This is a genomic window from Photorhabdus machadonis (assembly GCF_052657765.1).
This window is the reverse complement of record NZ_CP199761.1, coordinates 5,180,646-5,207,041: the sequence shown is the minus strand read 5'-3', so window position 1 is coordinate 5,207,041 and position 26,396 is coordinate 5,180,646. Positions and strand designations below refer to the sequence as shown.

24 protein-coding genes and 8 pseudogenes are annotated in these 26,396 nt (G+C 45.4%); 18 read left to right on the top strand and 14 right to left on the bottom strand.

Annotation, left to right across the window (positions count from 1 at the left end; translation table 11 throughout):
• Positions 1-6: 6 nt before the first annotated feature.
• The 4 genes from ACUN2T_RS25085 to ACUN2T_RS25070 are packed head-to-tail and all read left to right on the top strand — an operon-like array spanning position 7 to position 4,303.
• Entirely contained in the window at positions 7-2,463 is a 2,457-nt protein-coding gene (locus tag ACUN2T_RS25085; RefSeq protein WP_445495564.1) for a phage tail tape measure protein, read from the top strand.
• The gene (locus ACUN2T_RS25080; protein WP_445495563.1) at positions 2,460-2,924 is read left to right on the top strand and encodes a phage tail protein; all 465 of its coding nucleotides are present in this window, start codon (positions 2,460-2,462) and stop codon (positions 2,922-2,924) included. Before ACUN2T_RS25085 ends, ACUN2T_RS25080 begins: the two co-directional genes overlap by 4 nt.
• Positions 2,921-4,030 carry a phage late control D family protein gene (locus ACUN2T_RS25075; RefSeq protein WP_445495562.1) on the top strand — a complete coding sequence of 370 codons (1,110 nt, stop codon included), beginning with the start codon at positions 2,921-2,923 and terminating at the stop codon, positions 4,028-4,030. Before ACUN2T_RS25080 ends, ACUN2T_RS25075 begins: the two co-directional genes overlap by 4 nt.
• Before the next feature lie 54 nt (positions 4,031-4,084).
• Complete coding sequence (locus ACUN2T_RS25070; protein ID WP_149616300.1) at positions 4,085-4,303, top strand: ogr/Delta-like zinc finger family protein; 219 nt, start codon at positions 4,085-4,087, stop codon at positions 4,301-4,303.
• Positions 4,304-4,447: 144 nt separating this feature from the next.
• Here ACUN2T_RS25070 and ACUN2T_RS25065 read toward each other — a convergent pair whose 3' ends face one another.
• The 4 genes and pseudogenes from ACUN2T_RS25065 to ACUN2T_RS25050 form a co-directional block, all read right to left on the bottom strand.
• Positions 4,448-4,723: a helix-turn-helix domain-containing protein gene (locus tag ACUN2T_RS25065; RefSeq protein WP_036811420.1), complete on the bottom strand. Its 276-nt coding sequence runs from the start codon at positions 4,721-4,723 to the stop codon at positions 4,448-4,450.
• A gap of 576 nt (positions 4,724-5,299) precedes the next feature.
• Positions 5,300-5,584 (bottom strand): type II toxin-antitoxin system RelE/ParE family toxin, encoded by a 285-nt coding sequence (locus ACUN2T_RS25060; protein ID WP_105394682.1) that lies wholly within the window; start codon positions 5,582-5,584, stop codon positions 5,300-5,302.
• Complete coding sequence (locus tag ACUN2T_RS25055) at positions 5,577-5,819, bottom strand: type II toxin-antitoxin system ParD family antitoxin (protein WP_036811444.1); 243 nt, start codon at positions 5,817-5,819, stop codon at positions 5,577-5,579. Before ACUN2T_RS25055 ends, ACUN2T_RS25060 begins: the two co-directional genes overlap by 8 nt.
• A 331-nt stretch (positions 5,820-6,150) precedes the next feature.
• Positions 6,151-6,693 (bottom strand): annotated as a pseudogene (locus tag ACUN2T_RS25050) (tyrosine-type recombinase/integrase); the annotation flags it as partial.
• Positions 6,694-6,748: 55 nt separating this feature from the next.
• Here ACUN2T_RS25050 and ACUN2T_RS25045 point away from each other — a divergent pair.
• The 4 genes and pseudogenes from ACUN2T_RS25045 to ACUN2T_RS25030 all read left to right on the top strand — a co-directional run bounded on the left by ACUN2T_RS25045 (position 6,749) and on the right by ACUN2T_RS25030 (position 9,117).
• Positions 6,749-6,976 carry a hypothetical protein gene (locus ACUN2T_RS25045; protein WP_445495561.1) on the top strand — a complete coding sequence of 76 codons (228 nt, stop codon included), beginning with the start codon at positions 6,749-6,751 and terminating at the stop codon, positions 6,974-6,976.
• A 2-nt stretch (positions 6,977-6,978) separates the two neighbouring features.
• Positions 6,979-8,079: pseudogene (locus tag ACUN2T_RS25040) on the top strand (DNA cytosine methyltransferase); the annotation flags it as partial.
• A gap of 388 nt (positions 8,080-8,467) precedes the next feature.
• Complete coding sequence (locus ACUN2T_RS25035) at positions 8,468-8,797, top strand: type II toxin-antitoxin system RelE/ParE family toxin (RefSeq protein ID WP_445495560.1); 330 nt, start codon at positions 8,468-8,470, stop codon at positions 8,795-8,797.
• Between the two features lie 14 nt (positions 8,798-8,811).
• On the top strand, positions 8,812-9,117 hold the full coding sequence (locus tag ACUN2T_RS25030) for a helix-turn-helix domain-containing protein (protein ID WP_051691050.1): 306 nt from the start codon (positions 8,812-8,814) through the stop codon (positions 9,115-9,117).
• 61 nt (positions 9,118-9,178) lie between these two features.
• Here the strand turns inward: ACUN2T_RS25030 and ACUN2T_RS25025 are convergent.
• Positions 9,179-9,976 (bottom strand): annotated as a pseudogene (locus tag ACUN2T_RS25025) (phage portal protein); the annotation flags it as partial.
• Between ACUN2T_RS25025 and ACUN2T_RS25020 the strand changes: the two are divergent.
• Positions 9,939-10,082, top strand: a complete 144-nt coding sequence (locus ACUN2T_RS25020; RefSeq protein ID WP_445497998.1) for a hypothetical protein — start codon at positions 9,939-9,941, stop codon at positions 10,080-10,082. The pseudogene ACUN2T_RS25025 and the gene ACUN2T_RS25020 overlap by 38 nt on opposite strands.
• Here the strand turns inward: ACUN2T_RS25020 and ACUN2T_RS25015 are convergent.
• Positions 10,079-10,636, bottom strand: a complete 558-nt coding sequence (locus tag ACUN2T_RS25015) for a recombinase family protein (protein ID WP_445495559.1) — start codon at positions 10,634-10,636, stop codon at positions 10,079-10,081. The two genes, ACUN2T_RS25020 and ACUN2T_RS25015, sit on opposite strands and share 4 nt — an antisense overlap.
• A complete protein-coding gene (locus ACUN2T_RS25010; protein ID WP_445495558.1) occupies positions 10,630-11,982 on the bottom strand; it encodes an ATP-binding protein in 1,353 nt (450 codons plus the stop codon). Before ACUN2T_RS25010 ends, ACUN2T_RS25015 begins: the two co-directional genes overlap by 7 nt.
• 106 nt (positions 11,983-12,088) lie before the next feature.
• Between ACUN2T_RS25010 and ACUN2T_RS25005 the strand changes: the two genes are divergently transcribed.
• Positions 12,089-13,354: an IS4 family transposase gene (locus tag ACUN2T_RS25005; protein ID WP_445497818.1), complete on the top strand. Its 1,266-nt coding sequence runs from the start codon at positions 12,089-12,091 to the stop codon at positions 13,352-13,354.
• Here the strand turns inward: ACUN2T_RS25005 and ACUN2T_RS25000 are convergent.
• Together ACUN2T_RS25000 and ACUN2T_RS24995 are read right to left on the bottom strand one after the other, a co-directional pair.
• Complete coding sequence (locus ACUN2T_RS25000) at positions 13,268-13,789, bottom strand: hypothetical protein (protein WP_445495557.1); 522 nt, start codon at positions 13,787-13,789, stop codon at positions 13,268-13,270. The genes ACUN2T_RS25005 and ACUN2T_RS25000 overlap by 87 nt on opposite strands.
• Positions 13,786-14,835: an SIR2 family protein gene (locus ACUN2T_RS24995; RefSeq protein WP_445495556.1), complete on the bottom strand. Its 1,050-nt coding sequence runs from the start codon at positions 14,833-14,835 to the stop codon at positions 13,786-13,788. The genes ACUN2T_RS25000 and ACUN2T_RS24995 overlap by 4 nt, the downstream gene beginning before the upstream one ends.
• A 259-nt stretch (positions 14,836-15,094) precedes the next feature.
• Here ACUN2T_RS24995 and ACUN2T_RS24990 point away from each other — a divergent pair, with 259 nt between their 5' ends.
• Positions 15,095-18,061, top strand: coding sequence for a Tn3 family transposase (locus ACUN2T_RS24990; protein WP_445495555.1), 2,967 nt, complete (start codon positions 15,095-15,097; stop codon positions 18,059-18,061).
• A gap of 49 nt (positions 18,062-18,110) precedes the next feature.
• Here ACUN2T_RS24990 and ACUN2T_RS24985 read toward each other — a convergent pair.
• Both ACUN2T_RS24985 and ACUN2T_RS24980 read right to left on the bottom strand, forming a co-directional pair.
• A pseudogene (locus tag ACUN2T_RS24985) lies at positions 18,111-18,818 on the bottom strand (phage terminase large subunit family protein); the annotation flags it as partial.
• A gap of 147 nt (positions 18,819-18,965) precedes the next feature.
• A pseudogene (locus ACUN2T_RS24980) lies at positions 18,966-19,061 on the bottom strand (terminase gpP N-terminus-related DNA-binding protein); the annotation flags it as partial.
• 179 nt (positions 19,062-19,240) lie between these two features.
• Here ACUN2T_RS24980 and ACUN2T_RS24975 point away from each other — a divergent pair.
• Positions 19,241-20,077, top strand: coding sequence for a GPO family capsid scaffolding protein (locus ACUN2T_RS24975; protein WP_445495554.1), 837 nt, complete (start codon positions 19,241-19,243; stop codon positions 20,075-20,077).
• A gap of 12 nt (positions 20,078-20,089) precedes the next feature.
• Positions 20,090-20,287: a P2 family phage major capsid protein gene (locus ACUN2T_RS24970; RefSeq protein ID WP_445495553.1), complete on the top strand. Its 198-nt coding sequence runs from the start codon at positions 20,090-20,092 to the stop codon at positions 20,285-20,287.
• A gap of 419 nt (positions 20,288-20,706) precedes the next feature.
• Here ACUN2T_RS24970 and ACUN2T_RS24965 read toward each other — a convergent pair.
• From ACUN2T_RS24965 to ACUN2T_RS24955, 3 pseudogenes are all read right to left on the bottom strand, one after another.
• A pseudogene (locus ACUN2T_RS24965) lies at positions 20,707-20,835 on the bottom strand (site-specific integrase); the annotation flags it as partial.
• Positions 20,836-20,941: 106 nt separating this feature from the next.
• Positions 20,942-21,019: pseudogene (locus ACUN2T_RS24960) on the bottom strand (type II toxin-antitoxin system RelE/ParE family toxin); the annotation flags it as partial.
• 79 nt (positions 21,020-21,098) lie between these two features.
• Positions 21,099-21,292, bottom strand: a pseudogene (locus tag ACUN2T_RS24955) (helix-turn-helix domain-containing protein); the annotation flags it as partial.
• 349 nt (positions 21,293-21,641) lie between these two features.
• Between ACUN2T_RS24955 and ACUN2T_RS24950 the strand changes: the two are divergent.
• From ACUN2T_RS24950 to ACUN2T_RS24930, 5 genes are all read left to right on the top strand, one after another.
• Positions 21,642-22,316 (top strand): CDP-alcohol phosphatidyltransferase family protein, encoded by a 675-nt coding sequence (locus ACUN2T_RS24950; RefSeq protein ID WP_445495552.1) that lies wholly within the window; start codon positions 21,642-21,644, stop codon positions 22,314-22,316.
• On the top strand, positions 22,309-22,950 hold the full coding sequence (locus ACUN2T_RS24945) for a lysophospholipid acyltransferase family protein (protein ID WP_445495551.1): 642 nt from the start codon (positions 22,309-22,311) through the stop codon (positions 22,948-22,950). The genes ACUN2T_RS24950 and ACUN2T_RS24945 overlap by 8 nt, the downstream gene beginning before the upstream one ends.
• On the top strand, positions 22,947-23,885 hold the full coding sequence (locus tag ACUN2T_RS24940; RefSeq protein ID WP_445495550.1) for a phosphatidate cytidylyltransferase: 939 nt from the start codon (positions 22,947-22,949) through the stop codon (positions 23,883-23,885). Before ACUN2T_RS24945 ends, ACUN2T_RS24940 begins: the two co-directional genes overlap by 4 nt.
• A gap of 352 nt (positions 23,886-24,237) precedes the next feature.
• Entirely contained in the window at positions 24,238-25,209 is a 972-nt protein-coding gene (pfkA, locus tag ACUN2T_RS24935) for a 6-phosphofructokinase (RefSeq protein WP_445495549.1), read from the top strand.
• A gap of 172 nt (positions 25,210-25,381) precedes the next feature.
• The gene (locus tag ACUN2T_RS24930) at positions 25,382-26,383 is read left to right on the top strand and encodes a sulfate ABC transporter substrate-binding protein (protein WP_445495548.1); all 1,002 of its coding nucleotides are present in this window, start codon (positions 25,382-25,384) and stop codon (positions 26,381-26,383) included.
• Positions 26,384-26,396: the final 13 nt, after the last annotated feature.

Sequence of the window (26,396 nt, the reverse complement as noted above, 5' to 3'; positions counted from 1 at the left end):
CACCAATTGCTAGAAACCCGGCAGGTTTACCGCAGCGCTACCGAACGCGTGGCAGCACTGAACCGTGAAATTAACGCCAGTCAGAACCCGACACAGGCCCAAATCAACCAGCTACAGCGGGCAAAAAACGCAGCCAGGCAGTTCGAGGAAAAAAATCAATCCCTGAGTCAGTCCCTGCAACGTCAGCGTGATGCCTTGCGCGCCAGCGGTATCTCAACTAACCAGCTTGGACAGGCGCAGAGACGGATAAACGCGGACATCAACCACACAACCAATATGCTCCAGCAACAGGAGCAGCAGCTTGGGCGTTTGAGACAGCAGGAACAACGGTTGGCTAATGCCCGCTCTCGCTACCAAAAAATGAAAGATGTGCATAACCAAATGACGGCAACCGGTGCTGCGGTAACGGCAGCGGGTGTTGGTGCGCTCTATGGTGCTAAACGGGTGATGATGCCGGGTTATGACTTTGACGTGGGGATGTCGAAGGTGCAAGCGCTGACCCGTCTGGATAAGCATTCTCCCGAACTAAAAAAATTGCAGGAGCAGGCGCGGCATTTAGGCGCAACAACGGCATTCACCGCCAATCAGGTCGCGCAGGGACAGAGTTTTTATGCAATGGCCGGCTTTACTCCAGACCAGATACGATCAGCCATGCCTGGTACATTGGCGATGTCATTGGCGGGTGATACCGATTTAGCCGCGACGGCGGACATTGGTTCCAATATCCTGACGGGTTTTAAGCTGAAATCCGAAGAAATGGAACGGGTGAGTGACGTACTAGTGGGTGCCTTTACTCGTTCTAACACTAATCTGATGATGCTGGGTGACACCATGAAGTATGTTGCCCCTGTAGCGGCAGGCTTAGGGGTTGATATTGAAACCGCCGCTGCGGCGACGGGTAAGCTCGGTGATGCCGGTATTCAGGGTAGTATGGCGGGTACCTCCCTAAGATCCATTTTAGGACGACTGGCTGAACCGCCTGCTGCTGCCGCGAAAGCGTTGGCAAAACTGAACATTCAGACTAAGGATGCCAAGGGTAATCTCCGTGCCTTGCCGGATATCCTGACTGAGCTGGACAAGAAAACGACTAAAATGGGTAACGCTCAGCGTGCCGGCATTTTCAAAGCCATTGCCGGGGAAGAAGCCTTTTCCGCTCTGTCGGTATTGGCTGAAAGAGCCGGTACGGGGGAATTGCAGAAATTCATCAAGGAATTGAAGAACGCCCAAGGTGAGGCCAGGAAAGTCGCCGATACTATGACTAATAACCTTGACGGCGACCTGAAAAGTCTGTCATCGGCGTGGGAAGATATCGGTATTCAAATTTTTGGCGGTGTGAACAGTCCCTTGAGTGGGATCACCCAGCGTATCACCAAAATTATCAGTAAAACGGGTGAGTGGATGAAGGCCAACCCTGAATTGACCAAAACGTTAACAATGGTGAGTATCGGGCTGGGTATTATTTTGACGGTTTTTGGTGCGATTACGCTGGCATTGGTTGCTCTGTTGGGACCACTGGCAATCGTTAAATTTGGCCTGTCAGTGTTGGGTATCAAGGGAGCAGGTTCAATGCTACGTCTTGGTAACGTGTTTTCCTATATTGGGAAAATGGCGATGTGGCTGGGGCATGTTATGTGGACAAACCCCATTTTAGCGGTTATCGGTTTGATTGCTGTGGGCGCTTACCTGATCTGGAAATATTGGGACAAACTCGGCCCGTGGTTCCAGAACTTATGGAACAACATTTCGAACTCTGTTTCCACCACATGGGAAAACATCAAACAGCGGGCATTAGCCAAATGGAATGAGCTGGTCGCTGACACGAAAAAAATTCCGTCCGAATTTAAGAAGATTGGCGGTGAGTTTGTTGAAAATCTTAAGGCAGGCATTGAGGAAAAATGGGAATCCCTGAAAAAGAAATTCTCCGAACTGGGCAAGATGGTTAAAGACGCCTTGACTCCTGACTTTATGCAGGAAGAAAACCAAGATCCCAGGCAAAAGGCGGCATTGAATGCTTATAAGGAAGCTACTGGTACGATTGGCGGCATACTGGCGGGTGGATTCGATAAAGGTGGTTACATCCCGACGGGCAAGATTGGTATCGTGGGGGAATATGGCCCGGAGATCATCAATGGCCCCGCCCGCGTCACCAGTCGCCGTCAAACGGCTGCATTGGCGACAATCGCGGCCCTATCTGTAGGGGCAGTCTCGCCAGTCAGCGCCCAAAATGCTCCGTTGCATCCATACAGTTTGCCCGCGTCACAGTATCAGACATCGGTTGTTTCAGTTGCTAACCAGATCCAGGACAACAGACGATCCATTTATGAAATTCATATACACGCCGTTCCCGCACAATCCGCACAGGATATTGCTCAGGCGGTGGCTCGTGAACTGGATCGCCGTGAGCAACAACAACGCGCCCGCGCCCGTAGCTCATTTTCTGATAGAGAGGACTTTTATTCATGATGGCCGCATTGGGTTTATTTGTCTTTATGCTGAAAACCACGCCATACCAGAGCTTGCAACACCAACAATCATGGCGCTATGGATTTAACAATCGGGTGGGTGCCCGTCCTGCTTTCCAGTTTATGGGGCCAAATAACGATACTATTATACTGTCCGGTACCCTGTACCCTGAAATCACCGGAGGCCGGTTGTCCTTGCTGGCCCTGCAATTGATGGCTGAGAGTGGCAAGGCATGGTCATTTCTGGATGGTAGCGGCACGATTTACGGCATGTTTATTATTGAAAGTATCGACCAGACCAAAAGTGAATTTTTTATCGACGGTACCGCTTGTAAAATTGACTTTACCGTCACGTTGCGCCGTGTGGATGACAATTTAGGGGAGATGTTCGGCGACCTTCGCACCCAAATGACTGACTTGAAAACCCGTGTCACACACAAATTGGGCGGGCTATTTTCATGATTTCTTTACCTGATATGCTAAAACTAGATTGGGTAACCGGCAAAACTAATACACCTGTGTATGTTCTCAGTGCTGGTGACAAAAATGTCAATGCCCGCATTCAGTCACGGTTAATTTCCCTGAATCTAACCGACAATCGGGGTTTTGAGGCTGACCAGTTGGATATTGAACTGAATGATAGCGATGGTCTGTTATCTCTGCCTCGTCGTGGGACGGAGTTATCTCTGCATCTGGGCTGGCAGGGGGAATCACTGATCCACAAAGGTAAATTTATTGTGGATGAAATCGAATACAGTGGTGCGCCGGACAAGATAATCATCCGTGCCCGTAGTGCAGATTTTCGGGCGACGCTTAATATCAATCGCGAGGTGGCTTATCACCAGAAAACGATCAGCGATATTGTGCACACTATTGCCATGCGTAACGATTTGACGCCGAAAGTGGACAAAATGCTAGCCAACATCACCCTCAGTCATATTGACCAGACCAGCGAATCCGACGGCAATTTTCTAACCCGGTTGGCAAAACAGGAGGGTGCCATTGCCATGATCAAGAATGGCTATTTGCTTTTTATCCGACAGGGGCAGAACAAAGCCGCCAGCGGACAGTCCCTGCCTTCGGTTATCATTACCCGGCAGTCTGGAGACGGTCACTGTTTTTCACTGGCTGACCGGGGCGCTTACACCGGCGTTTCCGCCAGTTGGCTTAATATCCGTAACCCGAAGCAAAAAGAGAATATCACTGTCAAACGCAAGCGAAGTAAGACCAATCAGCAGCAAGAAGAGAAAAAACAGGACCATTATCTGGTTGGCAGTGAGGGCAACGTTTTTGTGATGAAGCACATCTATGCTAACAAGGCCAATGCCGAACGTGCAGCTAAAGCAGAATGGGAGAAAATTCAGCGCGGTGTTGCTTCGTTCTCAATCCAACTGGCAAAGGGGCGGCCAGAGTTGTTCCCTGAAATGAAAGTCAGGGTGAGCGGCTTTAAGCCCGAAATCGACACGGCAGACTGGACGCTGGTGACTGTCACACACACACTGAATGACAGTGGATTAACGTCATCCTTGCAATTGGAAGTGAAAATTTCTGATTCAGATATGATATAGTTGCTTTAGTGCCAGTTTCAGCTATGGCAACCTGCTTGTTGAGGTATTCGCGTTGTGATGAGATGCCCCTTATGCGGTCATGCCGCCCACACTCGCAGCAGTTTTGAACACACAACCCAAACTAAGGAACGTTACAACCAGTGCCAAAATATTAATTGTGGCTCAACGTTTGTTAGTCATGAAACCTTTGTGCGGTTCGTCACCAAGCCGACATTGATTGAAGCGGTTCCACCGCATCCTGATAGTGGACAACAGACCGTGCTGGTATTCTGAACGAATAGTTGTCGATGAGTAAATAATTAAAAAAAGCGTTCCATTATTTATAGTGGGGCGCTTTTTTTATGTGAAAAATATTTTTTCTGAGGGGCCTCGGTGTGGTGGGGAAAGGATTTATCCCATAGTCGCCTTAAACTATATTCAATTTTCAGGTGCGTGTCTGTAATTCACTAAAATCTGATGGATAGCTAAAACAGCATCAGAAAAATCATCATCTACAATATAAAAATAACATTCAGGAACGTTTAACACTTTGGAAAATGCGCACATTATTTCAAAGGTTGGCTGATGCGTTCCATTTTCATACTGCGACACTCTCGCTCGTGCTGACTTTTCATCTATGCCAGCCGCAATTCCGAGTTTTTCTTGCGTGATATTTGCACGTAAACGAGCTGCTTTTAAACGTTTGTTAATCATAAAGTTAACCGTCAGTTATTAGAAATATAGCTGACGATATATGTAACATTTCTTGGTGCTTTTTTTGTCAAAACTTACTTAACAATAGTCTTAATGTTTAATTTGTTATTTATGATAATTAAAGATTTAATTGCTATATATTTTATTTAATCTGGTTTGTTTTTGCAAAAATGGCTTGTGTATAAATTTTTTGGCAAGGTGAAGTGGCATGAAGATTAGTTACCAAAAACGAATATTTTTGATGCTTGAGCACGTTATTTTGACTATGAACGATTTCAGCAATATTTGACGTGTGAAGATATTGAAAAGATACAACGTGCAATAACCAAAATCATTGGAGCATCAAATCTTATCGGTAAATCTGAAAGTTGACTTTTGGATTTTATCAACTAGAGTATGATTATTCCCCGTGAGGGCTTTGTTAAAAATTTCTCCCGCAAAGGGCTTATAACCCCTCATACATATATGAGGGGTTTCAAACTGCTGACAAACTTCGTTGAAAATAACGGGGTTTCTTTCATTATGAATAATAATGTCTCCATTTTCCTCATTAACCCGGTCTAATCCCCCGCCCGCTCAAAGAAGATAACGGGGGTGATTCATCTGTTGATGAAGGATACGTGCAATCAGAATATCGGTATCCCGGATAGTATAGAAAACTGTGTGGCGGTGAAACTCAACCCGCATGACACCTGGGACAGATGGGTATTCCCTCCCTATATGTGGCATTTCAGCTAGTGTGTCAAAAAATGCTTCCAGTGCCTCCGTATAATGGTCAGCCTGAACTTCACCGAATTGCAAAAGTGTATAATCATAAATCCCAGCAAAATCTTCAGCAGCCTGATCCGTGAGCTTATACATTATGTCTGTGTTTCCGTTGTTCCGCTATATCCCGTAGGGTCAGCGAGCTTTCCCCACTTTCCAAGCCAGCAATAACCGCTTTGCGTACAATCTCATCGTAAGCTTCTTGTTGCTCCAGCAAACGCAGCGCCGAACGCATAACTTCACTGGCATTTCCATAACGGCCACTTTCAATCATATGCTGTACGAACCTGTCAAGTTGTTCGCCCATACTGACAGTAGTAATTTTTCTCATATTTCACCGATGTATTAATAGTTAATACATCAAGTGTACAGCAAATGAGGCTGCATTACCAATGTCCTGAAGCCCCGAAAAAAATCGGGGCTTATGTCGATGTGGTCAAAGTGTGGACACTTACTTAAATAAATCCTTTTATTACAATGTGTTATGTTTGAAAAACAAACGCCATCCCTGTCTTTCAGGCCCTTTTTAGGGCCTTTTTTTTCAGTCACTTACAACGCATTTCTTTGTAAAACAACAACATAAAAAAGGATGAAGGGGTTAGAAAGTATACGAAAGTTTTTGAGTGTGGACGTTCGGTGGACGCTCGCCACACTCTCTAGCTTTATTCTACGTCTATCCCACCCTTAAGAGGGTTTAATGTAATGGCATGTTGCAGATAGTCCGGGGCAAGGTGTGCATAGACCATTGTTTGGATTATGCTGGCGTGCCCTAATATCTGTTGTAATGCAATTATATTCCCTCCATTCATCATGAAGTGGCTGGCAAAAGTGTGCCTGAGGACATGAGTTGCTTGTCCTTTAGGTAAGTCGGGCTTTACTACATGTAAGATCTTGCAGAAATTTATGTAGTCAACATTGAACAGCTTGCCCATTTTCTTTTTACCACGGATTTCTTTCTCTAATTTGTCAGAAATGGGAACGATGCGTTGATCTCCATTTTTGGTATTTAGAAAAATTACACGGCCTTTTAATACCTGTTGAGCGGCCAGACTTTCCGCTTCCCCCCAGCGAACGCCAGTGCTAAGGCAAAGTAAAGCCAGCTTTTTTTCCTCTTTATTTAGAGAATTAAGCAGTAGTTCTATCTCTGGTGTTGTGAGATAGGTCATAGCAACATTTTTCTCGCTTAATGGTTCTAATCCTTGGAGTTCTGTCAATAACTGTACGGGGTGTGACAGTGCGGCCAGAGGCGGTGATCTGTTAGTGGAAAAAGTTATTGATTATGCGGATTCAATCGGCATGGATTTTAGCCGGGCTATGGCGAAGTCATTAATCATCGGAGGAAAAATCAACATAGGTGAACAGTCGTTCAAGTTATGGACGGATGGCAGTTTTATTCCGATAGAAACGGAATGTCAGAAACAGGAGCGCCGTGATGTGCTGTGGCAGCGGATTAAGAATATTGGTGAAATGAGGAAAAACCTATCGTGAATATGCGTTTCGGTTCGGTTTGTTCCGGTATTGAAGCAGCCAGTGTGGCATGGGAACCGCTGGGTATGTCTCCGGCATGGTTCAGTGAAATTGAGAAATTCCCCAGTGCGGTACTGCAATATCACTGGCCTTATGTCCGAAATCTGGGGGATATGACTGAAATCCCCGCCATGATTACCGAAAATCAGGCCGATGCGCCGGATATTCTGGTTGGTGGTACACCCTGTCAGGCGTTCAGCATTGCGGGTCTGCGTAATGGGTTGGACGATGAGCGGGGAAAACTAACATTATCATTCGTGGAGTTGGCAAATGTCATTGATTCAGTCAGAGCAGCAAACGGAGAACAGCCTTCAATTATCGTCTGGGAAAATGTCCCCGGAGTTCTATCCAGTAAGGATAATGCCTTTGGTTGTTTTCTTGCGGGACTTACCGGAGAAGATGAACCATTGCAGTCGTCAAGGAAGAAATGGACGAACTCAGGTTATGTGTCTGGACCACAAAGAGCTGTTGCATGGCGGGTGCTGGACGCTCAATATTTCGGAGTGGCCCAGCGACGTCGCCGTGTGTTTGTTGTCGCAAGTGCTAAAACAGACATCTGTCCCGCAAAAATACTTTTTGAGCCAGGCAGCATGTGCCGGGATTCTGAACCGCGCAGAACGGCGAGGGAAACAGTTACCGGAAATGCTGGAAGCCGTACTGTTATCGGCAGTCACTGGGAGTCAGGACTAAACCCGCATCCGACATTAAACCAGAGCCACAATGTCGGCGGTATCGGAATGAGCAATCAGGAGCTGTTTTCCCAGCGTGGCAGTGGACTGATATCAACATACCGTTTGCTTTCGTTTGGTGAGTACCGAACGGATGATATTTCCTCAACCCTGAGAGCTAGAGACGATAAAAGCGCCACTGACCTGATCGCAACGCGGGGTGTCGTGCGTCGTTTAACGCCTATTGAGTGCGAGCGGTTGCAAGGTTTTCCCGATAATCACACCCAAATTCCGTGGAATGGCAAGGCTTCAGCTGATTGTCCTGATGGTCACCGTTACCGGGCAATCGGAAATTCAATGGCTGTGCCTGTAATAGCATGGATTGGGAAACGAATTTTAATGCAAGCGAGGAATAAATAATGATGCGTTACAACGGAGTATCACTCTAGGAAATGATGAATTACCTCGTTAAATCGAAGTTGTTCACTGAAACGACCGGGGCACGATCCCTATGAGGTGGTTGAATATCTGGCGTTGCTGATCCGCATCCGGTGACGGAATACTGCTTCTTTGGCGAGGCTGCCTGTTGGAATACGTCGGGCTGGTATGAACTAAAATTGCAGTTGTGATTGTGTGACATGTCACGCGATTATCACTAAACCCGCTTTCAAAGCGGGTTATTGCTATGTGTCGATGCTAGATATTATTAGCACAAGGGCTAACTTAGCTCTTGCGCTAATTTAGCTCAAGGGCTATTATTTAGGCATCAATCGGGGATTGTCGAATGTTTGAAATTAAGTTTCATGATGCTTTTAAGGAAGAATTAAAATCACTGCCTGACTCGCTGGAATTGCGCATGGTCGCGTTAATTAAGCGTTTGAGGGAAAACCCAACCAGCCTGAGAGAGCCGCATTCAAAACCGATAGAGGGATATAAAGGGCTGTTTGAGTTGAGAGCAAAAGCCAAAGACGGAATAGCCAGAAGTTTTTTTTGTTATGCCGCAGGGAAGAAAATCTATCTGTTAAGATGCTTTGTGAAAAAAACTAATGCCACTCCCCTGAATGAACTCAGGATAGCGATTGCGCGAAAAAATGAACTGACAGAACCATCATGAGATTAAGAGGAAATATGATGCGTGATGACTTAGACCTCTACATTGAGGAAAGAACCAAAGAAAACCCCCGATTTAAAGCCACGTTAGCGGAAGAGGAGAAAGAGCTTGAGTTCGCGATTGAGATGCAGAATATGCTGACTGAATGGCGGAAACATGCTGGGCTGACCAGCGCTCAGGTTGCTGAAAAAATGGGTATCAAACCACCGACTGTATCAAAAATAGAAAGAAATATCGTTAAGGCATCCATTGATACACTCAGTCGCTATGCGCGTGCCTGTGGTGTTAACGATATCAAAATATCCTTATCATTAATAAAGTGATCGTTTTTTATTCTTTTGTTGCGGGTGCGCATAAGGGGGCATAACCCCCCATTCCCCGCACCAATCTGTCGTCACGGCTGGCATTCTTGATATTTAAAAATTCGTCTTTAGCTGCGGCTTCAGATAGTGGAATAGTCTGGATACCGTCTTTTTTACCGCCCGGCGCATATAAAAATAGATTGCGGAAATTACCTGGCCCCTTGGAATTTTTCAGCGCATCGCGGATATTGTCGATGTCGGATAGGTTTTGTGACGCATCGCTGATATACAGGATGTAGCCTGCATGGGAACCGTTCAGGTAATACTTGCGGCGAAACAGCGTAGCCGATTCATTTAGCAATGCCGACGGCAAAGCAGCTAAATATTCCGGCAATCCGTAAAGTTCCTGATTAATATCGGGTTCAATCAGATGAAACACTTGCCCCGTCGGGAACGGGTACGGCTGGTTGTTGTAGCCATATTTCACAAACCAGTAGGTTTCCAGGTCTTCACCGCGTCGGGTGAACTTGGCTGGGCAATGATGCAGCTTCAAAGGCTGGCCGAGGCGATTCTTGCGTTGTTCAAGATAAGCATTGCCAAACAGCATAAAGTCCAGCGCCCATGAATAGAATGCCTGTCGGCTAAGTAGCCGATGTGGGATAAAGGTACTGGTCAGGATGTTGCGTTTGACATAAACCGCGCTGCTGTGGTGCGGTGCCGAGCGAAACGACAGCGCCAGCCCGTTAAAACTGATTGGGGGTTCATACCAATTATCGACTAGCACACATTCCAAATAATCAAACACCTCGCGCCGGTCAAGGACGGGGATCGGATCGCCAAAGGTGAATGCTTCAATCGATGGGCTGGCCGTGGTTTTCACCGCCGGATTGCGTTTTGGACCAGCGGGAGCATTTGAACAGAAACTTACGGTTTCACTTTTTGTGGAGTATTTAAACCGTAAATTCCTGCATGTGTATGCAATCTAAGAATGCTTTGATGCCGGTAGCCAACGGTATAACGTTGGTACAGAGACACCGAGATTTTTAGCTACATCTCTGGGAGGGATACCACCGGCCAGTAGTTTTTTGGCTGATTCAATTTTGCTGCTGGTCATTTTAGGCTTCCGTCCTCCTTTACGACCTAACTGCCTGGCAACTTCTAGTCCGGCACGAGTACGTTCCACAATCAGTTCGCGCTCCATTTCAGCAAGACTAGCCATTACATGGAAAAAAAAACGCCCTGATGGCGTGCCTGTATCGATAGCATCAGTGAGACTCTTAAACTGGATACCTTGTTTGTGCAGATTTCCAACCATATCTACCAGTTGTTTAACGCTTCGGCCAAGACGATCCAGCTTCCAGACGACCAAAGTATCCTCTTTACGCAATATTTCCATTGCCTTAGCTAGGCCGGGACGATCGGAGCGCATACCACTCACGGTGTCCTCAAATATTTTTTCGCACCCTGCTTTTATTAAAGCTTCTTTCTGTAAATCAAGACATTGGTCCTGTGTTGAAACCCGCGCGTAACCGATTAACATGGCTTGTCTCGCGTCTGGCTGCGCAATGCTTCAACTGCAAGATTAATAGCTTCGGTATTAGCTGGTTGGCAACCCCATTCCTTCCAGAAATCCCGGGTAGCACTATCAGGAGTGATTACAGGCTTATCCAGTCGGATCCGTGATGGCAATAATACGGCATCACCTAACATCAATGCTTCACCAGTATCAAGAAGTGGCAGGATACTCGTGAGTCCGGCCAGCGAATCAGGCATCAGACGAGTTATCACTCCTTGATCTGAATCGTTGGTAAGGCGTAAAGACAGGAAATTATTGCACTGACTCAGAATAGTTTTGCTAACATCCGATGGTCGCTGACTCACTACCAAAAGGGAGAATCCATACTTTCGTCCTTCTTTAGCGATGCGTTCGAACGCGCCTAATGCCTGCTTTTGTACTGCATCCGCGTCGTTACGTACCGGCAGGTACAAATGGGCTTCATCGCATAAAAGTGTGACTGGCGACCGTTTGGTAGGTTCTGTCCAAAATTGTACATCATACAAAAGCCGTGCAAGAGTTCCTGTAACAACAGGCAATACATCAGAGGGAACCTCAGAAAAATCAATGATCTTTATTCCCTGACCACTATCAGATGTAAGTAATCGTTGTACCTGAGTACCGAGCCATCCGTATTCATTCGCTGCTGATGGAGGAGCGAACATAAAACCATATCGGCGATCGTCGAGCTTGGCTTCAAGTCGGGAAATGAAACGTGTTAATTTATTTTCCCATTCGCCTGTTATAGGGCTACCATTTTTACCAACACCTTTGGTTACATTGTCCTTTCGAAGCAACTCTAGTAGTCCCTCAAGTGAGTATGGTACAGGCGAGTCTACTGTGAATGTTTTAAGAACGTCGACTTTCCCCTCTTTTTCTAGCGTCAGTTGTTTCAGAGCCCGGGCATGGAGAGTAAAACGTGATGCCTGATTAGGGGCATTTTGATCGCTTCGATCAAGGATCATTGAAAGCATTTCATCCCGGTTGAGTAACCAATAAGGGAGAAAAAGAGCATCACCCTTCGGGTTTTCCAGGTCCCCTGGTCCAGCAATACGGAAACGTGTCGCAAAACCACCTTTTTCGGTATTAGCCAAGGGAGCGTATTCACCATGCATATCGAACACCACGATGTTCGGATATTTTAGTTTCGATGCTCGCTCCAAGATAAGAGCTACTGCATAGCTTTTACCTGAGCCGGTGCTACCTAAAATAGCGGCGTGGCGCTGGAAGAATTTGTCCCCACTAATGACGGCCTCTGCCTTTCTGTCCGCAACAAAATTCCCCAACTTTAAACGTTCGTTTTCAGGATATTCAGCTCCTAAGATACCCACATATACAGGCTCTTAAGCAGTAACTGTATATTTTAGATAGAAAAAAGGCTTCATTTATGATCTGATAATCGTCGCCAAACTAATACCAAAACCACGGATGAAGCCTGTGACGATTATCGCTATAAAACACCAATTAATGCAATTCTTCAGTGACGTTTCTTTGCAAAAAATGGCGCTTCGCTGCGGGTTTATTCAGCGCGTGAGAAATATCGAGCCTCATACGCTTATTCTCAGTCTTATCACAGCGCTCAGTTCGGGGAAAGTGACGTCTATAGCTCAGCTACACCAAAAATTTAATGGCCTGTGCCCCGATGAAAAACAACACGTTAGCTACCGTCCTTTTTATAATCAGCTACGGAAAGCGGCTTTTGTTGAATTTGTCAAAATATTGGTCAGGTTTGCCATGGCACAATGGGCTGAAAAGCACCTCGTCCTGCCCAAAAAACTCGCCAAATTTCAAAATGTTATTTTACAGGATGGCAGTTCATTTAAAGTCCATTCGGCACTGGCTGATGTTTTTCCTTGTCGATTTCAGGCAACCGCAGCGGCAGTGGAATGTCACATGACCTTGTCATTATTAACCCAGTCTCCCGTGAAAATGGCTGTTACTGCAGATACCGCCTCTGAGCGGACTCACCTGCCTATTCCGGCAACATTGCATGACCAATTATTATTAGCGGATGCCGGTTATGTCGATTTTGAGTATTTTGAACAACTCTCACGCTCAGGCGGTTCGTTTATTGTGCGGGGCGGTAAATCGCTTAATCCCCAAATAATCAGGGCACGCAATGGTCAGGGAAAAATCTTATCGAAGCTGTCCGATAAGCCCCTGAAATCCGTGACACGCAGAACGAATCGTTCTGAGGTGTTGGAGCTGATTTGTCGGCGTAATGGCTATGAGTTTCGCCTGATCCGCCGTTGGTTTGCTGAAGAAAAACGTTTCTGTCTCTGGCTGACTAACTTATCAGTCGAGGAATTTACAGCCAATGACATCATGGATATTTATCGTTGCCGCTGGCAAATAGAACTGTTGTTTAAAGAACTCAAATCACACACGAACTGGCACCGGTTTACGACACGAAAAGAAACGTTGGTCACGGGGCTTATCTGGCTGAGCTTATTAGCGTTGTTGCTCAGACGCTCGCTGGCAAGGCGATTATTCCCAGCGGTTTCACTGCTTAAAGCGGCCCAAAATACGGAGATCTGGTTAAAACCCATAATAGAAAATCTCCTCCAAAGGGCATGGTCGGAAACGTGTTTTTGGCTGGAAAAAGCCAAAGCCTATTTATCCCAGAATGCATTCAAAACACCGCAAAGAAAGTCGTCTAAAAACAAAACATTGGATGCGTGTTTTGAACGACTTAATTCTTAAGATCCTGTATATGAAGATACCCATAAACCTCTGTAAATTTGCCGCGTCTATAACGAAACAATCACGGTCAATCTGAGGGAAAGTATCAGCTCCACGTTTGAACGTATTTTTCTTATCACCATCAACTGTGCGAAAGGTACCAATCAAAGCCCCCCGAACCAGATCTGTGGGCATAGATACCAGTATTCCATCTTCGCCTTCTTCCGGTAGCTCATCGGGTAATTCATCACGCATACTACGGGTTACCCGTTCCACCATCGCGATCAGATACTCCCTTTCGGTGCTGCCCCTAATCGCGATCAAATTACCGATCCCAAGGCGAGTTAGAAGAACGGAATTTGAAACATCAATAGTGACACGGCTGGTATCGACCGCAGCAACCTTACCTAGTTGTTCAGTATCAGAGAATTGAAGAGCTGCAAAATTTTCGCTCATGGTTCAAGAACCTCATCTATAAATTTGTGAACATCCCAGATTTCCAGGTGTGGAATAAACTGCTGCATTTTGTTTATCGTTAATCTTGTTCCGATAACACCCGCTTCGGTATGACTTTCAATAGCTGTGACATTCATATATGTCAGCGCCAAATTCGCCGCATTCTGCGTCAGCGTATGGGATAAAATAAGGGTAGGCTTGCCGTTTTTTATCGCTGGAATCAGATGGGTTTCCAAGTGATCATCGTTGAACCCATAGCCAAGAATCAAAAATCTACTTGCCCTATCGATCGAGTCATTCGCTTTGTTTCGATGATGATCAAATGGACTTGCATAACCGTTCCTGAATTTGTTCTGTCCTGGGGTAATGATAAGGCGTATTACCTCATCCAATTCACCAGGGTAGGCCACGGGGCCCCCATTGCGAAGATACCAATCAAGGCTCCCATGAGGTTTGCAGATTAAAGCCCTTTGGCGATAGTGATAAGTTATGTTTGGCTTTTTCCAGGTAACTTTATGGCAAAAACTCAGTTTACTCTCTCGTTCATTCAGAGAAGCAGCAAATCTTCCAATAAACATTGTATCTGCGCCAATCCCAGCCTCTTCAACCGCAATTTCAACAAGCCTGTCATAGTTCGTTGTTATGATCGGTAATCCAGATGGGGGCTTCAGTAAATGAGCAAGAAGCCGGGTTAATCGAAGCGTCTTTCCACCATTAAAAACTTCAGACACTACCTGCCTCTCTCTATTGGCTATAAGTGCCCCGGTTGAGGCCGTTATTGCGGCTTCAAGTGTTGCGCTTGGTGCTATTTCAAGTAGTACGGCCTCGAGTCCTTGAGTTGCTAAACGAGGTTGGATTCTATTCCACAGTTCTATATCTGGTACGGAAAGCCCTGCACCCAACTCGGTAGATAAGTGCCTAGCCAATTCTCCCATACCAGGAAGTCCTTCAGCACAAGACAGACCCGACCCCACGATCATCACTAAGCCATCACTGAAATGCTCCTGAAGATGCTTCTTGATGGTATCGAGTGCCATGTGTTCCATAGTATCAATTTACCTTGACTTATTGTGGTACCAATCGGCGCGGCTGAGCATATCAATATTTATTTTATCGAAACTCATTGTGAGCATAGTGAATTAAGAATAGAGTTTCAAGAATGGATTTCGAGAATCGCTAAACTCTGAAACTGCGTCATGCGAAAAGCGACACATTCGATTCTCACAAACCAGGGTTTTCTTTACTGTGTGAGTGCGGCCATGTTCCTCACAAACATATCAACGGGACGGTAAACTTCAGGAGGTGGTGACGGTGTCAGCAAACGAAAGATTTCTGACTCAGCGACAACGTTACCAGCCGGTTACGTTGCCACAGGATTTCTCTGACGAGGAAATGGCGAGGGACTGGACGCTAACCACATCCGATCAACAGGAAATTGGTCGCTACCGGGCCCGTTCCCGTCTGTTTATCGCCATTCAGATTTGCGCAGTCCGTCTTTATGGCAGATTTATCCAGGACATAGGTAGCGTATCACCACGCATTGTGAGCTACCTGAATAACCAGCTTGCCTTACCACCATCACTGAGCGTTGCTTCACCTGAGCGAGAAGCGACACTTGCTGAACAACGTAAAAATATACTGACCTATCTGGGCTTTATCCGTTATGACGAAAACATTCAGTCGGACCTTAAAATCTGGTTAGTAAAACAGGCTGAGAAAGGTTTTTTACCGGACGATCTGTTTCTTCGGGCCGGGCAATATTTACTTTCTGCCAGGGTAATTTTGCCAGGACCAACAGTAATTGAGCGTCTAATTATCAGCATCTGTGCTCAGGTACATGAGCGAATGTTCGAAACTCTGCATAACCAGCTTTCTGCCGGGATTAAGCTGGCTATCGATGATCTGCTGGTAACGTTGCCAGGAGATCAACGCTCATTGTTCTATCTGCTCAAGGAGTCCCCGCCATCAGCCACAGTCACGTCAATTAAGCGCTATATGAAACGATATTATGTGCTTGATAATTGTGAACTCGATACTATCAGTTCGGTTGTTGTTGATCCCGCGTTTATGAGTTACCTCTATAAACTGGCGTGTCGTTACTCTGCCAGAGATATTAAGCGTTTTAAGGCACCAAAGCGCTATTCTCTGATGTTATGTTTTTTGCTGGAAACCCGGAAGGTATTACTCGATAACCTGGTGAAAATGCACGACCAGTTTATTATGGACTTATTACGTCACGGAAAACGTCTTCATGAACAGAAACATCGTGAGCTTCGTAAACGACAGAAAAAAGCAATCGATACAATACTTGAGGTAACAAACTGGCTTCTGGGTAGTCAGGATGACGGGCCATTATTTAAAAAAGATCTCTGGCAATCTGTTAACGAAAAAAGACTACTGGGGTCAGTGGACGACCTGCATGCTTTTAAACGTCTTGAGGAGCGTGGTCTTGGTGATATTCTGGTTGCCCGTTATCCAGGACTCCGTAAATACTTTTCTGAGTTTCTTCGGTTGCCATTCAGGGCAAAAGCAGGAACAGAATCACTCCTGGACGCTATTATGCTCCTGCGCCAGCTTGATAGTGGTGAAATCAAAAAATTGCCTGGTAATGTCCCTACATATTTTGTTCCATACGAGCTACAGCGGATACTGAATAGGAAGGATGGAAAAGTACAACGAAACGCATGGGAGCTTGGTGTAGCTATCGCCATGAAGGATGCGCTTCGTTCTGGCGATCTCTTTGTCCCTCAGAGCAAACAACATGTCTCGTTCTGGGATCTGATGCTGGATCAACATCACTGGCAGGCAACCCGTGAAGCGGCTTATACAGAGCTGCAACAGCCAACTCAGGAAAACGTTAAGACAGCACTGATACTTGAATTCCATCAGATAGTTGGTGAGGCTGAAAAACGATTCGAACTTGACTCTTTTGCCGAAATAAAAGGGGGAAACCTGAGGCTTCAACGGGACGATAAAGCCGAAATTCCTGAGTCAGTCACCCGCCTACAAAAAGTCATAGATGCCAGTATGCCCTCTATTCGCATAGAGCAATTACTCATGGAAGTTGATCAGCAAACTCACTTCAGCAGGCATTTCATTCCCGATCAGCAGCATAACAGCAGACCAAAACATTTTTATAAGACTCTCATCTCCGCACTGATATCACAGGCAACCAATCTTGGCGTGGTGGCTATGAGTACCAGCGTTAACGATATCAGCGTCGACATGTTGCGGCATGTATTGCAGTTTTACGTCCGGGAAGACACGATTAAAGCCGCCAGTGCAGAAATTGTAAATCAGCATCATCAACTTCCTTTCAGTCAGGTACACGGTTCGGGGCAATTGTCGTCTTCTGATGCACAGCGTTTCAGAATCAGAGCAGACAGCCTCCTTGCAGCCTATTACCCCCGCTATTATGGTTATTACGAAAAGGCGATTGGGATATATACGCACGTATCAGATCAATATTCGGTGTACAGCACCAAAGCGATTTCCTGTAATCCAAGAGAAGCCTTATATGTACTTGACGGGATTCTGGAAAATAACACAATCCTGAAAATTCGCGAACATACTACAGATACCCACGGTTATACCGAAATAATTTTCGCGCTGTGTTATCTGCTTGGTTATTATTTTATGCCACGGATAAAAGATTTGAAAGATCAACAACTTTATCGGGTTGACCGTACGGTTAATTATGGCGTTTTCACACCATTACTGAATAAAACGGCAGATCTGGACATCATTGAGGAGCAATGGGATGCGATGATCCATGTATCGCAATCTCTCAAAGAACGTACAGCACCGGCCCATGTCATCGTAGAGAGGCTCACCAACAGTTTTCCATCTGATCGTCTTTCTAAGGCGTTTACCAATCTGGGGCGAATTATTAAGACGGAATATATTCTGCGCTATATGACCGATCAGGATTTGCGTCGTACGGTTCAGCTTCAGCTCAATAAAGGCGAATACCGACATAAGTTACCCAGATGGATCTTTTTTGCAAATCAGGGCGAATTCACGACTGGTGATTACGAAGAAATCATGAATAAAGCCAGCGCCCTGAGTCTGGTATCTAATGCAATCCTGTACTGGAACACATCAAGAATAAGCAACATTGTTGAAGGGTTACGTGAAAATGGTGAGGTTATTGATGATGACGTATTAGCCCATATATCTTTACTACCCTATAAACACGTATTACCCAATGGCACTTATTTTGTTGATGGGGAACCTTACGGTACAGAGCCTACCGAAAAGGCAAAACCGTAAGTTTCTGTTCAAATGCTCCCGCTGGTCCGTTTTCTGTTTTTACGGCTCATCAGTAAACCTCAACAATATTTCTATGGTGGGGAGTGTCATTGGTAATCGGTTCATTAAACAGAGCGTGCATGGTGGCCCATGCCAGATCTGCGTGACTGGCTTCCTCGCTGCGGTTGGCTTGATAGGTCGGGCGGTTGCCGCTGGCGGTGGTAGAACGGCGGATAGCCATAAAACTTTGTGCAATGTCGGTCTGGCCGGCGTCAAACTCCAGCCGACGATGGTTGATAATGTCCCATGCCTTAAGTACCAGCGCGTTTTTAACGGCGGGGTTATAGACAAATTCCCGCACGGACGGGAAAAATTCTTTGACGTTTTGGTAAACCCCATGCCCGACGCCGGTCGAGTCAATGCCGATATATTCGACGTTGTACTGTTCCGTCAGTCGTTTGATGGCGTCAGACTGAGCGCGAAAGTTCATGCCACGCCACTGATGACGTTCAAGGATGCGGAATTTGCCACCCGGTACCCGCGGTGGAGCGACTACGACACAACCGGCACTGTCGCCATTCTCGCCCCCTTTGGCGGGATCATAACCGATCCAGACAGGGTGATAACCATAGGGGCGTAGCATCAGGGGTTGCACATCGTCCCAGATTTCCCAGCTATCGACCATGCAACCCTGCATCAGTTGCAGTGAGAAAATGGATTCGATATCGTCCATAAATTCACACATCAGCAGGTTCTGGTACTCGTCCGGGCTGTATTTCCTGATCCGCGCTTGTCGTTCTAACTGACGGTGCAGCAGGTCAATTTCCTTAAAGTCCTTGCCTTCTTTTTGCTCCTTGGCGATAAGCTGACATAACCGTGCTTCAAGAGATAACTCGACTCGTTCAAACGAGGTCACCTCATCCCATTTGTCGCGACGTTTCCAGCTATGGATAGTTGATGTTTTCTCGTTGAGCATTTCCGCAATCCGAGCGATCCGGTACCCGTTAAAATACAGGTGCATTGCGTGCTTACGGGGATCAAAATCGGGCGTTGTTTTCATGCCACCAGACTACAGACCCGTCCGTCATTTCTCTGTGTCTGGCCTGTGTGCCAGCCCAGACACAACCGCATTTTATTGTTTCCTCGACATGACAATACAAACTAGTAGGCCATCTGATTCATTGATAATCGGGGCTTACAATGCCGAAGAAATCCAAACCCTTTCGAATCTGTGTGGAAGGTGCAACCACAGACGGGCGCAAGGTTCAGCGCGAATGGCTGACACAGATTGCCGCCAACTATGACCCGCAGACCTACGGTGCGCGTATCAACATGGAACATTACAATTTTTCGTGGAGTCCGCGTTTTGGCGATGTGGAATCGGTTTTTACCGAAGAAATCAAGGACGGTGCGCTGGCGGGCAAGCTGGGGCTGTATGGGATACTTTTACCCACCGATGATCTGGTGGAAATGAACCGTAAGCGTCAAAAGGTTTACACCTCCGCTGAAATCAACCTGGATTTTGCTGACTTCGGCGGGGCGTATCTGGTGGGATTGGCCGTTACTGACAGTCCGGCGAGCCTTGGCACTGAAATGTTGCAGTTTAGCGCTAATGCGACCAATAACCCGCTGAATTCGCGCAAGCAGCACCCGAACAATGTTTTTACTGCCGCGGAAGAAACTTTGCTCGAATTTATTGATTTGTCAGAGGAAACCGAAAAAATCTCTCTCTTTTCCTGTGTACAGATGTTCTTCCAGAAAAAGCAGCAGAGTGATGATACTCGTTTTACCGATATCCATCGGGCCGTCGAACTGTGTGCCCAAGAGCAGCAGGCCACGGTGGAAACTGTAAACACACTTTCTCAACAAATAGGCGAAATAACTGCTATCAAACAGAAGCAGACCGAACTTGAAACCCAGCTTAGTGACTTAAAAACTCAGTTGAGTCAGCAAGACAGCCAGAAAACACACCGACCGGTTTCGCTGGGATCGCTGAACGCCGACACTCCAGTCAGTAAACATCTGACCAACTGTTAATGAAACAACCCCATGAAGAACGAAGCTCGATTTAAATTTAACGCCTTTCTGATGCGTCTGGGTGAAATTTACGGTGTGGACGTGACGGCATTTACAGGCAAGGTAGAAGTCAATCCATCCGTTGCCCAGACGTTGGAAGATGAAATCCAGCAAAGTGCCGATTTTCTGCAAAAAATTAACATGGTTCCCGTCAGCGAACGCCAGTGCTAAGGCAAAGTAAAGCCAGCTTTTTTTCCTCTTTATTTAGAGAATTAAGCAGTTTCAATGAGCACGGGTATATAACATTTCTTAGTGCTTTTTTTGTCAAAACTTACTTAACAATAGTCTTAATGTTTAATTTGTTATTTAGGGCAGTGATCGGGTAGTTGAGATAACTGCCAACAAATGCGGGCTATACTGGCCTCCACATTTGTTAGCTTTATTACTATTGCTTAATGCTTTGAAGTGAGCTGCGGCGTTTTGTCATTGTCGCCGTATAGAATGATCCCTGTCTTTTAGGCCCTTTTTAGGGCTTTTTTTTCAGTCACTTACAATGAATTTCTTTATAAGACAACAATATAAAAAAGTATAAGGGGGTTGGAAAGTATACGGAAGTTTTTGAGTGTGGACGCTCGCCACACTCTCTAGCTTTATTCTACTTCTATCCCATCCTTAAGAGGGTTTAATGTAACGGCATGTTGCAGATAGTCAGGGGTAAGGTGTGCATAGATCATTGTTTGGATTATGCTGGCGTGCCCTAATATCTGTTGTAATGCAATTCCAAGAGGTCTAATGTCCACCATATAACGACCATCACCCCAAATCCTCCAACATATTAGATACCGTAACGCTCAGGTGAGAAACAATAGCCTGTCTCATTAGTGAATAATCCTCCAGGTTTAAAATGTAAGCATCACCATTTTTAAATTCGAACGTGATGCGCCAGTTAGCTCTGACAGTAATCGGATTGTTTTCTTTGAAAACAACGTTGTTGTTATAGGCTAATGTGACAACACAAATGACAACATACTTTGGGACAATAGTGAAAATAGCATTCAGGAACGTTTAACACCTGGAAAACGCATATATTGTTTCAAAGGTTGGCTGATGAGTTCCATTTTCATACTGTGACACTTTCGCTTGTGCTGATTTTTCATCTATCCCAGCCGCAATTCCGAGTTTTTCTTGTGTGATATTTGCACGTAAACGAGCGGATTTTAAGTGTTTGTTAATCATAAAGTTAACCGTCAGTTATTAGAAATGTAGCTGACGATATATTTAACATTTCTTCGTGCTTTTTTTGTCAAAACTTACTTAACAATATTCTTAATGTTTAATTTGTCATTTGGGCAGTGGCCGGGTAGCTGCGATAACGGCCAACAAATGCGGGCTACATTTTATTGAGATCAGCAAGATAAGAAAAGTTCAAAAAGATCCCCCGAATAGCCCAAGAGATTTGTGTAGGAAAGACAGGCCCTTACGGCAGGTTTTTTTTATTGTTGTTATTCTAATCAATCCTGTTTATCTTATTTCATTTAACTTAAGTGGATTTGATTGTTCATTTGTTTTTTGGAAGGGAAATGATATGTCTGGTAATGAAGTAAAAGATAGGCGCCCGATCAAAACACGTAATGCAATATGGGTCGGGAAAACGGCTAGGTGGTTGCAATGTAGGGGGGCGACACCAAATGGCATATCGGTTGCCAGTGTTGTTTTTGCTGTATTAGCTGGGTTGTGTTTTGCGGTTTGTTTTTTGGTTAAACCTTTCTGGCTGACTTCAGTTTTATTGATTGTTGGAGCGCTATCCATTCAAGCCAGGTTAATGTGTAATTTATTAGATGGGATGGTTGCTGTTGAAGGGGGATTAAAGACGGCTGCTGGCGCTGTTTTTAATGATCTTCCCGATCGTATCGCGGATTCTTTTATTCTGATTGGATTGGGATATGGTTTAACACTGTTTCCATTTGCGATTTTTCTTGGCTGTATTGCTGCATTATTGGCTGTTTTGACGGCTTATATTCGTTTATTAGGTGGTACTTGCGGTTTACCTCAGCGTTTCCTTGGCCCAATGGCTAAACAACATCGGATGGCGTTAATGACGGTTGGTGCAATTGTCGCGGCTTTTTTATCTCCGTTATGGGGCCAGTATCTTTTGCTGGCGGTATTAGTCGTTATCACGTTGGGTTGTCTCTGGACATGTATTCGGCGAACCCGAGTTATATTGGGTGAATTACAGGAGAAGGATGCTTGTAATGAATAGATCACAAGAAGTGACATTGGTCAGTAAAGGGATGGGCTCTTTTCTGTCCGTGCTTTGCCGTTTATTAACCGGGGTGAGGATTCGTTGGATTGGGTGTAAGCCCTCGGTCGTTTCCCGGATTTATTATGCCAATCACACTAGTCATTTGGATGGGTTGGTTATTTGGGCCGGATTTCCCCGAGTATTACGCTATCGGGTGCATCCAGTCGCTGCCCGTGATTATTGGAGTAAGACGAGTTTACGCCGGTATTTTATCAATAAAGTTTTTCGATCTGTCCTGATTGATCGCAAAGGGGAGGATGGTTTAAAGGAAAATACGCTTATACCAATGGAGGATGTCTTAAGGCGTGGGGAGTCTTTGATATTATTTCCAGAAGGGACTCGGGGAAGTGGCGAACAAATCAATAAATTTAAAGGTGGTCTGTATTATTTAGCCAAGAAATACCCTGAGGTTGAGCTTATTCCTGTTTATCTGGAAAATTTAAACCGGGTTTTGCCAAAAGGCTCAGCACTTGTTGTGCCGGTTATTTGTTCGGCGACATTTGGCCGACCTTTGGAAAAATTAGGCGAAAAAGAGGAAAAAGCGGATTTTCTACAGCGGGCTCGCTTGGCATTGGAGGCGTTAATACTATGACCATTAATAATAAATTGCTTTTGTTGTTGGGTGGTATGTTTGTGCCGTTAATTATTGCCAGTATTGTTGGGGCAATGCTGGCCTCTAAGTATTCAGCGGAAAGCCATCCGACAATTGAGAATCTGAATGCCCGCATCCGCGGTTGGTGGGGCATGTGCATTGTTTGTGTGTTGTCTGTCATTGTTGGGCCAATCGGTTCAGTTTTATTATTTGCAAGTATGTCATTTTTTGCTTTACGGGAATTTTTCACTTTGACACCAACACGACGAAGTGACCATGAGGCCATGTTCTGGTGTTTCTTTATTTTCATGCCATTGCAATACATTGCTGTTGGTATTGAGTGGTATGGCGTGTTTTCTATTTTCATTCCTGTTTATGTTTTCCTATTTTTACCTGCCCGTATTGCATTGGCTGGGGATACGACGAACTTTCTGGAGCGGACCGCTAAAATACAGTGGGGAATGTTAGTTGCTGTATTCTGTATTAGTCATGCACCTGCTTTATTGATGTTGGATATTCCAGGTTATGAAGGGGAGAACGTCGAATTACTGCTGTTTTTAATGATTGTGGTGCAGATGTCGGATGTTTTGCAGTATGTGTTTGGTAAATTGTTTGGCAAACATCCGATTGTGCCTAAGTTAAGCCCGAATAAAACCGTTGAAGGTTTTGTCGGCGGCATTTTGGCTTCCGTTTTATTGGGAATGTCACTTTACTGGGTAACGCCATTTTCGCCGTGGGAGGCGGGTTTGATGTCGTTGGCGATTACGTTGATGGGTTTTATCGGCGGTTTGTGTATGTCAGCGATAAAACGTGATAGTGGCATCAAAGATTTTGGTGAAATGATTGAAGGTCATGGCGGAATGTTAGACAGGATCGATTCTTTATGTTTTGCCGCCCCAGTATTTTTCCATCTGACACGTTATTTCTATACGTAATAGAAAGAGACTAGCGCAATGAATGAGGGCTATAGGTGATTTATCAGTACTGTGGTGTAGGTTGCCACAGTGCTGGCCTCTTTTTTATTACTGATAAGGCGTATTCCCGATCAGCGTGAGGAGTCGCGGAGCTATAATTAAATTATTTTCAGTTAAATTGATCTCAAAAAGGGACTCATTGTTAATGCAGACTTGGTTTTTTACCGTATTATATGCAGGGTTGAATCAATTCAGCATGCGCTGGGTGATAACAGGTTAAAAAGGCAGGTTTCTGTTTCAGGCAAAGTGATAGCATACGAAGTCCGCCGTTAGCGGGTTTGCAATTATTACATCTACAAGTTTAGAGGTCATCATGATCAACGAGATCAAAAGAATCGGTGTCTTAACGAGTGGCGGTGATGCGCCGGGTATGAATGCGGCTATTCGTGGTGTGGTTCGTGCAGGATTAACCGAAGGGTTAGAGGTTTTCGGTATTTATGATGGCTATCTTGGCTTGTATGAAAACCGCATGAAGAAACTTGATCGTTTCAGTGTATCCGACATGATTAACCGCGGTGGTACTTTTCTGGGTTCAGCCCGTTTCCCTGAGTTCAGGGATGAGAAAGTTCGTGCTATCGCTATTGAGAACATGAAAAGAATCGGTCTGGATGCATTGGTAGTTATTGGCGGTGATGGTTCTTATCTTGGGGCGAAGAAACTGACCGAAGCCGGTTTCCCATGTATCGGTCTGCCAGGTACCATTGATAATGATGTGGCGGGTACGGATTATACCATCGGCTATTTCACCGCGCTGGAAACGGTTGTTGAAGCCATTGACCGTCTGCGTGATACTTCAACTTCCCACAAACGTATTTCCATTGTTGAAGTGATGGGGCGTTATTGCGGTGATCTGACTCTGTCTGCCGCTATTGCAGGGGGGTGTGAGTTTATCGTTTTGCCTGAGGTTTCATTCAGTCGTAATGAACTGGTGGCTGAGATTAAAGCAGGTATTGATAAAGGTAAACGCCATGCGATCGTTGCGATTACCGAGCATGTTTGTGATGTCTATGAACTTGCGCGGCATATCGAAAAAGAGACGCATCATGAAACCCGTGCAACCGTCTTAGGCCATATTCAGCGTGGTGGTTCCCCAGTCGCTTACGACCGTATTCTGGCTTCCCGTATGGGAGCATATTCCATTCAATTGCTGTTGGAAGGTTATGGTGGCCGTTGTGTTGGTATCCAGAACGAGAAACTTGTTCATCATGACATCATTGATGCAGTGCAGAATATGAAACGTGTGTTTAAGCAGGATTGGCTGGAAACGGCAAAAAAGCTCTATTGATCACGCCAATACGAGCAAAGTTGAATCTGTTGCAGCCTCTTTGGAGGCTGTAATTGCTCCTGAGTATATTCCTCTTGCATATAAGTAAATGTTTTTAATTATTTCTGAGTGATAACGCTTTCTGTCAGCCTTGAATTTCATAACAGTTAAAACAGCTTGTGGAGAGATTCAAATGAGAGTCAGATGGCGTGTGGCATTGGCGTTACTGTTGATGTCCAGTAGCAGTGTGTGGGCAAAGAATCTTCAGCTTCTTAATGTTTCCTATGATCCAACCAGAGAGTTATATCAACAATATAATCAGGCTTTCAGTGATTATTGGCAGCAGAAGACTGGGGATAAAGTAACAATCCGGCAATCTCATGGCGGTTCCGGCAAGCAGGCAACGTCTGTCATCAATGGTCTTGAGGCGGATGTGGTGACACTGGCTCTGGCCTATGATGTGGATGCCATTGCTGAGCGTAGCCGGATAGATAAAGGGTGGATTAAGCGTTTACCCGATAATTCTGCTCCCTATACTTCAACAATTGTTTTTCTGGTGCGGAAAGGCAATCCAAAGCAAATTAAAGACTGGTCGGATTTAATTCGTCCTGGTGTAGCTGTTGTGACACCCAATCCAAAAACATCAGGTGGTGCCCGCTGGAATTATCTGGCTGCGTGGGGTTATGGGTTGGCGCATAACGATCAGGATCAGAATAAAGCTAAAGCGTTTGTTAAAGCGCTTTATCAGAATGTTGAAGTGCTGGATTCCGGTGCCAGAGGCGCGACCAATACTTTTGTCGAACGTGGAATTGGTGATGTCTTAATTGCCTGGGAGAATGAAGCTTTATTGGCTATCCATGAGCTTGATAAAGATAAATTCGAAATTGTGACACCCAGCATTTCAATCCTTGCTGAACCGACGGTTTCTGTCGTTGATAAGGTGGTTGATAAACGTGGCAGCCGTCAGTTGGCAACGGAGTATCTGCAATACCTTTACTCTCCTGTTGGGCAGGAGATAGCGGCTAAAAACTATTATCGCCCACGTGATAAAGCGATTGCTGATAAATACCGGGCTATTTTTCCGGAATTAACATTATTTACTGTCGATAAGGTATTCGATGGTTGGGGAAAAGCGCAAAAAGTGCATTTTGTGACTGGCGGTGAATTTGATGAGATTATTCAACGTCAGAAGTGAATAACCGCCGTAG